The organism is Pseudomonas sp. I8001, from assembly GCF_013385345.1.
In the GTDB taxonomy this organism is placed as follows: domain Bacteria; phylum Pseudomonadota; class Gammaproteobacteria; order Pseudomonadales; family Pseudomonadaceae; genus Aquipseudomonas.
Window position 1 is genome coordinate 32,978 of record NZ_JACAQC010000013.1, and the last position, 13,508, is coordinate 46,485.

General features: G+C 60.1%; 12 protein-coding genes. 6 read left to right on the plus strand and 6 right to left on the minus strand.

Annotated features, from left to right (window positions below; translation table 11 throughout):
• Positions 1-140: 140 nt before the first annotated feature.
• From HX839_RS13125 to HX839_RS13150, 6 genes are all read left to right on the plus strand, one after another.
• Positions 141-902: a FadR/GntR family transcriptional regulator gene (locus HX839_RS13125; protein ID WP_087693068.1), complete on the plus strand. Its 762-nt coding sequence runs from the start codon at positions 141-143 to the stop codon at positions 900-902.
• Complete coding sequence (locus tag HX839_RS13130) at positions 899-1,888, plus strand: diaminopimelate epimerase (RefSeq protein ID WP_177067150.1); 990 nt, start codon at positions 899-901, stop codon at positions 1,886-1,888. The genes HX839_RS13125 and HX839_RS13130 overlap by 4 nt, the downstream gene beginning before the upstream one ends.
• Positions 1,889-2,199: 311 nt before the next feature.
• On the plus strand, positions 2,200-4,242 hold the full coding sequence (locus HX839_RS13135) for a type VI secretion system tip protein VgrG (RefSeq protein WP_177067151.1): 2,043 nt from the start codon (positions 2,200-2,202) through the stop codon (positions 4,240-4,242).
• Positions 4,242-5,084 (plus strand): DUF4123 domain-containing protein, encoded by an 843-nt coding sequence (locus tag HX839_RS13140; protein ID WP_177067152.1) that lies wholly within the window; start codon positions 4,242-4,244, stop codon positions 5,082-5,084. Before HX839_RS13135 ends, HX839_RS13140 begins: the two co-directional genes overlap by 1 nt.
• Positions 5,085-5,151: 67 nt before the next feature.
• Entirely contained in the window at positions 5,152-5,694 is a 543-nt protein-coding gene (locus HX839_RS13145) for a hypothetical protein (RefSeq protein WP_134326940.1), read from the plus strand.
• 48 nt (positions 5,695-5,742) lie between these two features.
• Positions 5,743-7,893, plus strand: coding sequence for a lipase family protein (locus HX839_RS13150; protein ID WP_177067153.1), 2,151 nt, complete (start codon positions 5,743-5,745; stop codon positions 7,891-7,893).
• 2 nt (positions 7,894-7,895) lie between these two features.
• On the opposite strand, the gene codA is transcribed toward HX839_RS13150, so the two are convergent.
• The 6 genes from codA to queD form a co-directional block, all read right to left on the minus strand.
• Complete coding sequence (gene codA / locus HX839_RS13155; RefSeq protein ID WP_003219538.1) at positions 7,896-9,131, minus strand: cytosine deaminase; 1,236 nt, start codon at positions 9,129-9,131, stop codon at positions 7,896-7,898.
• A 27-nt stretch (positions 9,132-9,158) separates the two neighbouring features.
• On the minus strand, positions 9,159-10,376 hold the full coding sequence (locus tag HX839_RS13160) for a PucR family transcriptional regulator (protein WP_177067154.1): 1,218 nt from the start codon (positions 10,374-10,376) through the stop codon (positions 9,159-9,161).
• Positions 10,373-11,641, minus strand: coding sequence for a cytosine permease (codB, locus tag HX839_RS13165; protein ID WP_003219542.1), 1,269 nt, complete (start codon positions 11,639-11,641; stop codon positions 10,373-10,375). Before codB ends, HX839_RS13160 begins: the two co-directional genes overlap by 4 nt.
• A gap of 201 nt (positions 11,642-11,842) precedes the next feature.
• On the minus strand, positions 11,843-12,466 hold the full coding sequence (locus HX839_RS13170; protein WP_008432778.1) for an NUDIX hydrolase: 624 nt from the start codon (positions 12,464-12,466) through the stop codon (positions 11,843-11,845).
• 10 nt (positions 12,467-12,476) lie between these two features.
• On the minus strand, positions 12,477-12,929 hold the full coding sequence (locus HX839_RS13175) for a GNAT family N-acetyltransferase (protein WP_177067155.1): 453 nt from the start codon (positions 12,927-12,929) through the stop codon (positions 12,477-12,479).
• Between the two features lie 89 nt (positions 12,930-13,018).
• The gene (gene queD / locus HX839_RS13180; protein WP_177067156.1) at positions 13,019-13,375 is read right to left on the minus strand and encodes a 6-carboxytetrahydropterin synthase QueD; all 357 of its coding nucleotides are present in this window, start codon (positions 13,373-13,375) and stop codon (positions 13,019-13,021) included.
• Between the last annotated feature and the right edge of the window lie 133 nt (positions 13,376-13,508).

Genomic DNA, 13,508 nt, shown 5'->3' on the forward strand with positions numbered 1-13,508 from the left:
TGCTATGATCAGCACACTGGAAACGATCCAATGGTCAGGCCATTGATCCAATTTTTAGCATGGGTCATCCCGGTCAACAAGCGGCTTTTTTGCGGGTTGATCGCTTTGACCGTGCTGTGCATGAATCGAGCTGAGCCTAGATGCCATTTCAAGTAATTGATAACCAACGTCTTTATCGACAGATTGCCGACCAGTTGCGAGCGTTGATCGACAGCGGAGAATTTCCGCCGGGCAGTCGACTTCCCGCTGAGCGTGAACTCGCCAAACTGCTGGGCGTGAGTCGCGCTTCGGTGCGTGAGGCGATGATTGCCCTGGAGGTGATCGGCCTGGTAGACGTGCGGGTGGGCAACGGCGTGCTGGTATGTGAACCCGTGCAACCGACAGTCAGCCAGGAACCGGTGATGGCCCAGGCCACCCGGGATCAATGGAAAGAGTTCGATCCGGAACTCAACCTGCACGTCGACTTCAATGCCGAGATTCCACCGTTTTCCCTGCTCCAGGCCCGTCGCCTGATTGAGCCGGAAGCCGCCGCCCTGGCCGCCAAACATGCCACCGACGAAGAGCTGGCGGGGATCCGCGAGGCCTTCGAGCGTAATGTGCAGGACAACCGCGACGGCTCCCATACCCATCCGGGCGATCGCCTGTTTCACATTCGCATCGCCCAGGCCTCGGGCAATCCGGCGTATGCGTTGATGATTGCGCACTTGCTGGGGCATCGTTACGGCAGCATGTTCCAGCGGTTGCAGGCGCATTACACCTCGGACGACATGCCCCATCGCTCGGAAGACGAGCATCGCAAGATCCTCGATGCACTGGAACAGCGAGACGTGGAGGGTGCGCGACAGGCGATGCGCAAGCACCTGGAAGAGGTGGTACGAATCTTTATGCGGACTGCGCAATGACCCTGTTCTACGACGCCCGCGGGAATATCTACGGGGTGGTAAGCCCGGCGCAGTTACGCAGCAAGGGTATCGACGTGCCGGACCGTGCCGACTTGGCCGCTGGCACCCGAGGTGTTTGGGCATTGGCGGCGATTGCCGCCGAGTGCGGTTGGGACGAGTTGCCGCGCCCGGCCGAGGCCAAGGCGCATCGTTGTGACGGTTTGTTGGTGGGGCCGTTCCAGGCCGCGCCGCCTTTTGACCTGTTGATCGTCAACACCGACGGTTCCCTGGCCGAACGCAGTGGCAATGGCCTGACGATCTTTGCCCAGTCGTTGACCGACCAGGGATTGATGGCGCAAGGCTGTGAGTTGCGGGTGCATCACGACAAGACAGACGCACTGTCGCCGGTGGTTACGCGGGTTGAGCCGGCGGAGTACGAACAGGTGCAGGGCTTTTGGCTGGCGCTGGGGCGTCCCGAGTTCGGGCCTTTGACGGTAGGGGCTGTTGGTGTGGGCGCGGTCTCGCTTGAGGGAACTGAGGTGAGCCATGTTTCGCCACTGGCTGCGCTCAACCCCGAGTGGAATCACAGCCAGTTTGTGCGTGTGGGCAACCCGCATTGTGTGACGCTGGTACAGGACGCGTCAGCGTTGCCGGACAACGCCCAGCTGCATCGATCAGCCTGGTTCGATCCGCTGAGGGCGATTGCTTTCGCACCACCTGCCGGGGCCGGCCAACCTTGTATTTCCGGGGTCAACCTGCAATGGGTCGCCCGGGATTCAGGCAATCGCGTGATCGCGCGGGTGTTTGAGCGTGGTGAGGGGCCCACGGCGTCCTCCGGGACCAGCGCCAGTGCGGTGGCATGCGCCGCCTGGTCTGTAGGATGGGTGACGGCGGGTCAGGTGGCGGTGGTGATGCCGGGCGGTACCGCACCCGTACGGTTGCAAGCAGGGCCGGGTGAGTTGCCGAGCGTTAGCCTGTTCGGGACTGCGCGGCTGCAGGAAGTTTGAAAAAGGCAGTGGCGGGCTTAATCATCTTTGTCAGCTGTTTCTCTATTAATAAGCAGCTCTGGTGAATGGTGGTGTAAGAGTATTCCCGTTGGTCAGTACTGGCTGTTTAACTGCATTTCTGTATTTATAAAAGACCCTTCCAATATCAATGTACGACTCTTCTTTTTTATTTTGAGGCGGCCGAATTTCGCCTGAAATCGCTAGTATTCCTGGGCTTCAGGCACTTTTTATCGGCTTCGAATTGAGTGGCTTTATCTGCGTTTTACGGGAGAAGTTATTTCAGCTCGACAATGAATGGCGGGTAACAACGGATGTTCAATACGCTTGTTTCGTCACGTTTCAAACTGGTCGTTGCAGGAATGAACCAGGCATTTCAGGTGCTGGCTTTTAAAGGCAGCGAAACGATTGACCAGCCTTTTTTCATTGAAGTGCAGTGGGTCAGTGAAAACCCCAGCCTGGATCTGGAGAAGTTACTTCACCAACCGGCCTATCTGGATTTTGGCGAGCCCGGTGAAGGCCTGCACGGGCAAATCTACAGCATTGGCCGGGAAGGCCCGGGGCAGCGGCTGACCCGCTACCACCTCACCCTTGCGCCGCGCGTGGCGTACCTGGCCCATCGTTGCGACCAGCGGATTTTCCAGCAGCGCAGCGTGCCGCAAATTATCGCGGCAGTGCTTGAGCAGCACGGCATCCTTGCTGATGCCTATACCTTCGAACTGGGGCCGGTGGTTTACCCACCGCGTACGTTCTGTGTGCAATACGCGGAAACCGACCTGCACTTTATCCAGCGGCTGTGCGAGGAAGAGGGCATTCACTACCACTTTCGCCACAGTGCAGACGCCCATGTACTGGTGTTGGGTGATGACCAGACGGTGTTTCGTCGTTTGCCGGCGCAACGCTACTGCCCGGCCGGAGGCCCGGCTGCCGAGACGCTGGTGATCCAGCGTTTCGATGTGCGCCTGGCCACGCGCAGTGCTCAGGTTGTTCTGCGTGACTACGACTTCGAACATCCGTCGCTGCGCTTACAGGAGCAGGCCGGATCTTTCCCGGCACTTGAAGACTATCAATACCCTGCGGGATTCACGGGGCATCTGCGAGGTTCGCAGTTGGCCCGGCGTGGCCTGGAACGTCATCAACGCGACCGTCATCGGGCCCTGGGCCGCAGTGACCAGCCGGCTTTGCGCAGCGGGCATTTCCTGGAACTGCGCGGCCATCCGGACCGCACCTGTAACGACTTGTGGCTGATCACCGGCGTGCGTCACGAAGGCTATCAACCGCAGGTGCTGGAGGAGGCGGTGGTGGATGTCGAGGCATTCCACGGCTATCGCAATCGATTTACCGCAACGCCCTGGCGCGCCGCTTACCGCCCGCCGCTCAAGCACGTCAAACCGCGTATCAGCGGCAGCCAGACCGCAACCGTCACCGGGCCCGAGGGTGAAGACGTGCATTGCGACGCTCACGGCCGGGTGAAAATTCGCTTTCATTGGGACCGCCTGGACCAGCACGACGACAAGAGCAGCTGCTGGGTGCGTGTGGCGTCCGGATGGGCGGGTGACAGCTATGGCGCGGTGATGATCCCGCGTGTGGGCATGGAGGTACTGGTGACGTTCCTGGAAGGTGATCCAGACCGGCCAGTGATCAATGGTTGCCTGCCCAATACCTTGCAGCCTGTTGCCTATCCGTTGCCCCAACACAAGACCCGCAGTGTGCTACGCAGCCGCAGTTCGCCGGGCGGGGCGGGTGCCAACGAGCTGCACCTCGAGGACCGCAGCGGCCAGGAACTCATCTACCTGCGCGCCCAACGCGATCTGGAGCAGCAGGTCGGCCACGACAGTCGGCTGGAGGTGGTGGGCGAACGTTGGGAAACCATCCACGGCTTGAGTGCCACCACCCTGGAAGACGAGGAACACCGCAGCATCGCCGGCGACCGCAAGGTTCGGCTTGGGGCTGATGATCACTTGCACGTGCAGGGCAACAGCCAGACCCTTGTCGGCCAGACCCTGGTGATCGAAGCGGGGCAACAGGTCCATCTGAAGGCGGGGGCCAATCTGGTTATCGATGCCGGTGCGCAGTTGAGCTTCAAGGCCGGTGGTGAGCATTTGCTGATTCAGGCCGGCGGGATTTTCAGCAGTCGGCCGATCACGTTGGGAGGTGCGCCTGCCGTGATTCGCACAGCCAACCCAGTTGGACCGGGTGACGTGGCTGCTTCGTCCGCATTTGCAGCGGATGGGCCGAAGGTTTCGGTTATCCAAGGCGCAGTCATGGAGCTGGCCAGAAGACTGGATGCGGATTTCTGTCCAGTGTGCGAGCGCTGCCGTGAAGGCCTGTGCGAATCCACGGGGAGGGCGGCTTGATGGAGATCGCGCCTGGCCAGTGGATGGCTGAACAGCAGCAGGCAGGGCGCCGGCTGTGCCTGGTTCTACAGGGTGAAAGCGATGCGCGTGGGGTACTGCTGGCGACACGTACGGTCGCTGAGTATCGCTGCCTCTATGGTGAAACCGTCGCATCGGAAATGGCAGCGGATGGGCCGATGCTCCTGTTGCTCGACCATGTCAGCGAGCCCGCATTGGTGGGTTTGCTGCAAAACCCCCAGCGTAATTGGGGCTGGTTGGGCAGCCTGCCTGGTGATGATTTGTCGGGTGTTACCCGGCACTGGCGCGACAGGTTGGTGGTGGGAGCGGCGGGCAGTCAGGCGCTGTACCGCTTCCACGATAACCGCACCTTGGCGCGGGCCTTGGTTCACCTGCCTGCTCGGGACTGGCCTGTTTTTCTCGGGCCGCTGATCGGCGTGTGTTACTGGCAGGGTGAGCGTTGGAGTTGTGTCGATAACCCGGCTCCGGGGGCGTATCCGGTACCCGATCCTGCGCCGTGGCTGGAGGTGCCGAATCCCCAGGCGGGAGTGATTCTGCAAGCCAATATCCTGCGTTACCTGCTGGCCGAGTACAGCGAGGCGTTGAGCGCACTGGTTGAATTTCAAGACCCGAGAATCTGGTTGGCGCAGGTGCTGGAGCAAGCGCGGGCCTGGCAATGGGACAGGCCGGAACAGCTGGAGTTTTTGGTCGTGCGGCGGCTGTTGGAAGCCACTGGGGACGTGCTTGTTCGATGGCAACCGATGCAGGGAGAAGTGGCGGAGGATCATTTTCAGCGGGTGGTTGGGGAGTGGCGTCGGGTGGAGCGGGAGCAGCAGGATGCGTAGGGGAATTATGTCGGGCGTGTGGCGAGGGCTGTTCGTTTGCAGTGTGCTGGGTGTTTCAGGTTGTGTGATGAAGCCTGCTGATAGTTTCACTTTGGAGGTCGATTTACCGGCGAATTACAGACTCAGAGGTGATGCAACTTACGTCCCCGGAACAGGTGAGACTTGCACTTTACGATGGCGTCCAGGTGATCTGCCAGAGATCAAGATATTCGACGCTCTTGAGAAGTCGGTGGCGAATCGGGCGAGCTTCGAGTTGCCTCTGACGGAGACGGTGAACGGGTGTCCGTTAGTGCTGCGTTACATGACGTTTGATGTCTATGCGAAGTCGGCTGAGCACTTGTCGGACAGTGGGGGGGATTTTGCGTTTATCGGTGTGCATGATTGGGTCGAACCCCATATGTCTCGAATGCCGGGTGCAGGTACCTTGGAGGTGCCGGGGGCCTGTCAGTGGTTACTCAGGCCGGCAGGGCCAACGCAGGCGACTGATAACGTATTTCAATGCAACCTGGTGGATGCAAGAGGACTGCCGCCAACGACTGCAACGGGTGGCCGTGTGCAGCGTGATGAGCTGAACGGTAAAACGGTGAGGCTCGTGTTTGGGGAAATCTGATGGGGAGCGTACTTATCTTTAACTTTTACTGAATAAGGATATTCAGCGATGGCGCTTACAGAATGGAAACAACCCTTTTTCAGCGGGAAAATGCCGGCTTGTGCAGTGCGTGGATGTTGGCTGAGTTTTTGTCTGGTGGACGAATCAGGTGACGGAAACGCTTATGGGGGTCTTGCGTACAAGGTTTTTGACAGCACAGGTCAACAATATGCAGGTCGTTTGGATGGAAACGGTTTCGCAAAGTTGGACAACCCATATCGAGGGCCTGTGGTTCTGATCTTCGATGCGCCGTATGAAATGAGCGGGGATTACTACGCAACGTTGCAAACGCGTGGTTGTTACCCACTGCCTATCACCGAGCTTCAGGTGCGAGCCGAACAGACGCGGTTTTCACGTGTAGACGGGGAGCGCGTCGAGCGAAACCCGGCACGGCGGGAAACAGGCAAATTCTATCAAGTCGAGGTCAGTGACTTGGTCTTGCACACTGCTCACTTGCCTCCCTTGGCGCCCAGAACCTATCGACCACCGCGGCATGCGCTCCGCATGCTGGCTGAACTTGGGTTTGGCCCCCCTCAGCCCAAGCTGACAGGGCTGGTTTTATTTCCTGACCTGCACACTGTGCTGGAGGTAAGGCCGCTGCGTGCGTTACGCCCGTTGTTGTCGATTGAAGACCAGTTCTGTGCCTTGAACCTTTATCAGTTGGCGCTTATGGCTACCTTGAGTTATTGCGATTTTGGGCAGGAACCATCGACTCCGCCGATGGACCAGGTCAGCTTTCCCATAGAGCCCAGTGTGGGCAATTTTTTTTCCGAACAACTGTCGGGCTATCAGGAGGCTTGGAAGTTCGATTCCAACCAGGTGGAACACTTTTATCCCGTGTATGAAGACGTGCCGTACTCGCAACGATTCGAGGTGTTGCCTTTTGATCCTGAGTTGTATGAGCAAAATCGATCGGGGCAAGGAGAGTCCCCGGCCCACCCAGCGAAGCTGCATTTTTTTGATGACGAGGAGAATGGCACTGATACTCAGGCGTTTATCAGCCATCACGACCATGTGATCCTGATCGCAGTGCGGGGCACTGCAAGCCGTTCCGATGGGCTGAGGGATGCCAATGCTCACCAGGTCGCTTTTGTCGAGGGTGTTGGTAAGGTTCATGAGGGCTTTTATGGCGCGTATCGGGCGATGCGTGATTTTGCGCTGCATTACCTCGACCGGTTCTACATAGGCCAGCGCATCATAATTTGTGGTCATAGTCTCGGCGGCGCCATAGCACTGCTGCTGGCAGAGTCTCTTAGGCGAATTCCAGGTTACGACCGCAACATCCTTCTTTACACCTATGGCGCTCCCCGCGCTGCCGACTCTGAGTTCACTGACGGTGCTTCATCTTTGGTGCATCACCGCATCGTCAATCATAACGACCCGGTACCCAGCGTCCCGGCACCCTGGATGAACACAACTGCCAAACTCTGGATTCCCGGGCTTGTTACCCTGTTCAGCAATCCTGCACCTGCTGGCCTGCTGTTCGCACTTGGGTTGGTGCGGGTGGGCGGGAACGCCTATCAGCATCACGGCTCCCAGCAGCATTTCATGCCGATTGCCTTGCCCGACGGCACACAGTCTTCAATATTGTGGAACCCCGGGTGTGAGTCGATCGAAGAAGCTGCATGCAATCGCGCGATTCAACTCAGCGGTGATATGCCGGACCGGGCCAACCTGATCAAGCAGCTAGTCCAATACAAGCAGCACTTTATGACCGCAAGCTACATCCCGGCAGCCTGGGCGACGTTACGCCGCTGGCAGCAAACCGTGGACGCCGACGGAACACTGGTGACTGCGAGTGAATTTGAGCTGATCGAAAAAGCGCTGATCAGCATGCGGCAACAACTGCGGGAGAAAAAACGAGAACTGGACCGCTATCGACCGACCAATCAGCGTGGTTATGAAGATATCCAGGCCTTGAGCATCGAAGCTGATCGTCTGCAAAGTAGTCGCGACCGCCTGGCAACCCTCCGCTGGCGCCGCCTCCAGGCCCGCGACGTCTACGGCAGCCACGCTTCATCCCCATCCCTGCAATCCAGCCTGAAACGCTGGTTCGCTCACCCGCAAAATCGCGTACTCACCCAAGTGGCGAGCATCCCGCCACAGTCGGATGATGGCTGGGGAAAGCCACAAACCCTCGATATAGATTCAATCGTATGAGCCTACAAAAACTCCACCTGCGCCGGCCGGCGTTTCATCAACACTTTGCCCGCGCGAATCGAATACAACGGCAAGCCCTGGCTGCGAATCACTTCATAGTCGCTGTCTGCAGACAGGATCAACAGGTTCGCCGGGCGTCCCGGTTCCAGGCCATAACGATCCCCCAGGGCCATCGCCCGGGCGCTGTTGTCGGTGACCAGGTCGAGGGCACTTTGCAGGTTGCGGTAGCCAAGCATGTGGCAGATATGCAACCCGGCTTCCAGCACCCGCAAAATGTTGCCGTTACCCAAGGGATACCAAGGGTCGACGATGGAGTCCTGGCCGAAGCAGACGTTCATGCCAGCCTCCAGCAGTTCGTTGACCCGGGTCACGCCGCGGCGTTTGGGGAAGGTGTCGAAGCGGCCCTGCAAGTGGATGCTTTCGGTAGGGCAGGAGACAAAGCTGATGCCCGAATGCCCCAGCAGGCGGAAGAGTTTGGCGCAGTAAGCATTGTCGTAGGAGCCCATGGCCGTGGTGTGGCTGGCGGTCACGCGGGCGCCCATGTCACGGCTGCGGGCTTCTTCAGCCAGCACTTCAAGAAAGCGCGAGTGTGGGTCGTCGGTTTCGTCGCAGTGCACATCGACCAGGCAACCGGTGCGTTCGGCCAGGTCCATCAGGAACTTCACCGAACTCACCCCTTGGTCACGGGTGTATTCAAAGTGCGGGATGCCGCCGATCACGTCGGCTCCCAGGCGAATGGCCTCTTCCATCAGCTCGCGGCCATTGCGGTAGGACTCGATGCCTTCCTGGGGGAACGCGACGATTTGCAGGTCGATCAGGTGGCCGCTTTCCTCGCGTACTTCAAGCATGGCCTTGAGCGCGGTGAGGTCCGGGTCGGTGACGTCGACATGGGTGCGCACATGCTGGATGCCATGGGCGGCCAGGGTCTGGATGGTTTTTTTGGAGCGGGTCTTGGTGTCTTCCAGGGTGATGGTGGCCTTGCGCTCGCCCCAGCACTCGATGCCTTCAAACAGGGTGCCGCTCATGTTCCAGCGCGGCTCGCCGGCGGTCAGGGTGGCATCGAGGTGAATGTGCGGCTCGACGAAAGGCGGGACCACCAGGTTGCCGGCGGCGTCCAGGTCGTCGGGGCCTGCCAGGGGGGCAGCGCCTTGTTGGGTGATGCTGGCGATCCGGCCGTGTTCCAGGTGCAGATCATGCAGGCCTTCACGGTTGCGCAGGCGGGCGTTGATGATGTGCATGGGCAAGTTCCTCTTGGCAAAAAACAGTCAGGCAGACAGCCGCCAGATCATCAGCGCGATGCCGATGTCCAGGCGGTCATAAGCATTGTCCAGCGTCAGCCCGCACAGGGCTTCGATACGCTGGACGCGATGCGTCAGGGTGTTGCGGTGAACCGCCAGCCGTTGGGCTGCGGCCACAAGGTTACCATTCTCGTGGAACCAGGCCTCCAGGGTCGGCATCAGGCTTGGGCCATGGTGCAGGTCGTGGCGCAGCAGCGGCCCCAGGCGTTCGTTGAGGAACTGATCGAGCAGGGCGCGATCACGTACGCCACTGAGCAGCTTGAGCACGCCCAACTCATCGTAGACACACAGCCCGGCGCGTTCACTGAACCGTCGCGCAGCGGCCAATGCCTGGCGCGCCTCATCCAGGGCCTGGGCCAGGCGCGCGGGTGGGTGCGGGGCAGCACTCAGGCCGATAAACAGTTTCAACGGTGCCAGGCGCAGATTCAGTGCCTTCAACCAACCCGCCAACAACTGACGGTTGGCCAATGCCGCACCCGCGTCTATCGCAGGCAGCAGCAACGTCCATTGTCCGGCACGCCCCAGCACGGGCGGGCGCGACGGATGCTGCGCAGAAAACTGGCGCAGACGGCGGGTAATCGCATCGTGTTGTCGGGCAAGCTGCGCCTCGACCACTGGCGCCTCACCTTGGGCAAACAGCGCGTCGCTGCCGTCCAGTTGCAACTGGACGAGTTGCCAATGGCCGGCCAGCGGCATGTCCAACTGCGCAGCGCGGTGCAGCAGCAAATCCAGGGATTGGTAATCACCGGCCAGCAGGCGCTCCAGCACATCGTGTCGCGAGCGCCCCAACTGCTGCGACTGGATCAACGCCGAACCGATGGCCTGGGTCACCAGTACCATCTTCAACGAGTAAGGCTGTTCGATCAGCGGCATGCCCGCCGCTTGCGCCGCTTCCAGCAAACGCTGGGGAATCGCCTGGATATAGTCCGGCCCCGTGAGGATCACCAGGCCGGCGACCTGGCGCTGACAGGCTTCGTCCAGCAGCACCAACAGATTGGCCTCGTCCCGTGGATGATTGATGCCGGTGACGAACACCAGTTCGCCCCCCAGCACCCATTCGGCGATCCCGCTGTTTTCTGCGACATAGGGCCAGCGCACCGTGTTCTCCAGGCCGGCTTCCCCGGCCCGCAGGCACATCGATTCAAGGCCGGGCAAGGCCAGCACATCGGCGACTGTCAGGCTCATGCCTGGACGTCAGCCAAAGGTGCCCGCACCCGCAATACGCTGGTCAGCACGATGTAGGTCAGGGACGCCGCCACGATCCCCACCAACGGCGCCACCCAGGGTGAATGAAAGGCCAGCACCGTACCCACGGCATAGGCGATCAGCCCTGGCCAGTTGAAGGCCGGCAGGCGTGTATCGGCCAGGCGCGGATAGTGGCCGCGGTAGCGATAGAAGAAATCCGCCATGATCACCCCGCCAATCGGTGGGATCACCGTGCCCAGCAGGATCAGGTAGGGCACCAGCATGTCGTACATGCCCAGCAACGCCAGCAGGGTGCCGATCACCGCACCGGCCAGGGTCACCGTTTTGCGGCGCTTGGTGCGCAGCAGGTTGCAGCCGGCGACGGCGAAGTTGTAGATGGTGTTGTCCTGGGTGCTCCAGATATTCAGCAACAGCATCGCCATGGCCGCCATGGCGAAGCCTTGTAGCAGCAACACTTCGACCACGTCGGGCTGCTGGTAGACGATGGCGCCATAGGCACCGATCAACACCATCAAGCCGTTGCCGATAAAGAAGCCGATCAGGCTGGCCAGCACCGCGACCCTGGCCGAGCGTGAGAACCGCGTCCAGTTGGTAGCCTGGGTCGCGCCGCTGACAAAGGTGCCGAACACCAGCGTGATAGCCGTGGACATGTCCAGCTCACCGGTCGGCACCACTGCCAGCAGTCCATCGAGCCCGCCGACCTTGACGGTGGCGACCCACATCGACAGAAACAACAAAATACCCATGGCCGGCACGGCGATATAGGACAGAATCTCCAACCCGCGATAGCCCACGTAGGCCGTCGCGCAGAACACCATGCCAAACAGCACCATCAGCCCGAGTACGCTGCCCTGGCTCAACTCGAAATACTTGCCCAGTACTACGGCTGCGGTGGCGGTGCCCCAGGCGTACCAGCCGATCTGGGTAAAACCGAGAATCAAGTCGCTCAGCTTGCTGCCCACTTCACCGAAGCAGAAACGCCCCATCAATACTGAATTCAAACCGCTCTTGAACGCGATGTAACCCAGGCCTGCGGCGTAGATACCCAACAGCAGGTTACCCAGGGCCACGACGCCGAGCATCTGGGTAAAGCTGAAGGCCACCCCCAGCTTGCCGCCGGCGAACATGGTCGCGGTAAAAAAGGTAAAGCCCAGCAGCACCATGGCGGTGGAGGCCAGGCCTTTGCGGGCATGCATGGGCACCTCGCTGAGAGGGTAGTCATTGCCCGGTTCGTTCTGCGTCATGTGCCGTTCTCCCTGAATGAGTGACGCAGGCCTATTGCACCCGTCGTGCCAAGTGCGAGGCAGTGACGGGCGCACGGTCAGGACTGTGCAGGTTGCACAGTATTTATAGCCAAACAGGGGAAACACGCAGGCGGGATTGGTCTTTCTGCCCACTCAGGCGCGAAAGCGGTGCAGGGTGATACAAATTGGATCACCCGTTATTCAATCGAACAGGGTGTGAGTGGTCTGCCCGCGATGAAAGGCAAAAGCGGCCTCAAGGTCGCTTTCAATGGTGCGGCCACGGGACAGCGGCGGCAGATCGTCCAGGCTGAAGAAGCCAACTTCGGTGGTTTCGAAACCGGCCGCCGGCGCCAGTTGATCAACCCGTTCGCACAGAAAGTAGAGTTTGTAGAAGTCCCGGATATCCGGCCGGTACAAGCCTTTGGCCTTGTGGGTGACGCTGTACAGCGCCTTGGCCGTGACCGTCAGCCCGGCCTCTTCGCGGATTTCCTTGACGATGTTTTCAGCCGCCGACAAACCAATATCCGCATAACCGCCGGGCAATGCCCAGCAGCCATCCGTGAGCTCGCGGACCAACAGGATCCGGTCACCGTCAATCACTGCGCCCCGCACATCAATCATGGGCGTCGAATAACGTTTGGCAAAATCCGGCACCAGCCCGGTGATGCGCTCCAGCGGTACTTCGCCCAATTGCGCCAGCATGCTGTGGGCAATCTGGGCGATTTCCTCGAGGCGCTCGCGCTCGAAGTCATCGGTGCAGAAGTGCAGCCCCGTGGAGGCCAATGCTTGCAGGCGCTTGGCCTGGGCCAGCCAGGTGTTTTCCATGGGAGCTCCTTCAGTGCGAGGCGGTGAGGTCTTTTTGCATGTAGACCCGACGCTGGCCGTTTTCCTCGGCCCGGTGGGTTTCCACATAGCCTTTGCGGGTGTACAGCGCGATGTTTTCGGTCATCGCTTCATTGGTGTAGAGACGGATGGAGCCATGCCTGGCCTGGCGTTCCGCGAAGTCCAGCAACAGGCGCCCGTAACCCAAGCCCTGGGCGCCGGGGTCGACGGCCAGGTTATCCAGCAGCAGGTACTCATCGTGATGAATCAGTACGACAAAGCCGCGGACCTGGCCCGCACTCTCCAGCACATGCACCCGTTCGGCAGCGACCTGCTGGCGATAGTCATCCAGCATCGGCCCTGGCTTGCGCCCGATTCGCTGGATGTAAGGGGAGTAGGCGGCGTGGACGATCGCTTCAATAGCGGCGATATCGTCGACGGTAGCGGGGCGGATATGGGTTGGCATCGCAGCGCTTCCTGTACAAGAGGCCACGACTGTAAGGGAGTCACTGGCATAAAAAAACCACCGCAAGGGTGGTTTTTTACATCGCCGGCTTATTCGCCGCGATAGATGCAGCCGCTGGTGCAGGTCTCATGGATGCGAATCGCGCTGAGTTCCGGCAACAGCGGTTTCAGTTCATTCCAGATCCACTTGGCCAGCACTTCGCTGGTCGGGTTTTCGAGGCCCGGGATGTCGTTGAGGTAGTTGTGGTCGAGGCGTTCGTAGAGCGGCTTGAAAATCGCCTTGATCTCCGAGAAGTCACGGATCCAGCCGATGTGCGGGTCGAGGTCGCCGCTGAGGTGGATCGCCACCTTGAACGAATGGCCATGCAGGCGCCCGCATTTGTGGCCTTCCGGAACATGGGGCAGGCGGTGGGCGGACTCGAAGGTAAACTCTTTGAAGATTTCCACAGGGTTTTTCAGCTCGGTGAGGTGTCTGGCAGGCGGCGAGTTTAACAGTTTGTCGCGGCCGCGCGCATACCGCGTAGCAGCTGTCGAGCCATGGCGAGGCTGCGTTTGCGATTTGTCTGGCAAACCGAGGTGC

What these genes read in the sequence shown, in the direction of transcription:
- HX839_RS13125 (WP_087693068.1), top strand. Translation starts at nt 141, where the DNA reads ATGCCATTTCAAGTAATTGATAACCAACGTCTTTATCGACAGATTGCC.
- HX839_RS13130 (WP_177067150.1), top strand. Translation starts at nt 899, where the DNA reads ATGACCCTGTTCTACGACGCCCGCGGGAATATCTACGGGGTGGTAAGC.
- HX839_RS13135 (WP_177067151.1), top strand. Translation starts at nt 2,200, where the DNA reads ATGTTCAATACGCTTGTTTCGTCACGTTTCAAACTGGTCGTTGCAGGA.
- HX839_RS13140 (WP_177067152.1), top strand. Translation starts at nt 4,242, where the DNA reads ATGGAGATCGCGCCTGGCCAGTGGATGGCTGAACAGCAGCAGGCAGGG.
- HX839_RS13145 (WP_134326940.1), top strand. Translation starts at nt 5,152, where the DNA reads ATGAAGCCTGCTGATAGTTTCACTTTGGAGGTCGATTTACCGGCGAAT.
- HX839_RS13150 (WP_177067153.1), top strand. Translation starts at nt 5,743, where the DNA reads ATGGCGCTTACAGAATGGAAACAACCCTTTTTCAGCGGGAAAATGCCG.
- codA (WP_003219538.1), bottom strand. Translation starts at nt 9,131, where the DNA reads ATGCACATCATCAACGCCCGCCTGCGCAACCGTGAAGGCCTGCATGAT.
- HX839_RS13160 (WP_177067154.1), bottom strand. Translation starts at nt 10,376, where the DNA reads ATGAGCCTGACAGTCGCCGATGTGCTGGCCTTGCCCGGCCTTGAATCG.
- codB (WP_003219542.1), bottom strand. Translation starts at nt 11,641, where the DNA reads ATGACGCAGAACGAACCGGGCAATGACTACCCTCTCAGCGAGGTGCCC.
- HX839_RS13170 (WP_008432778.1), bottom strand. Translation starts at nt 12,466, where the DNA reads ATGGAAAACACCTGGCTGGCCCAGGCCAAGCGCCTGCAAGCATTGGCC.
- HX839_RS13175 (WP_177067155.1), bottom strand. Translation starts at nt 12,929, where the DNA reads ATGCCAACCCATATCCGCCCCGCTACCGTCGACGATATCGCCGCTATT.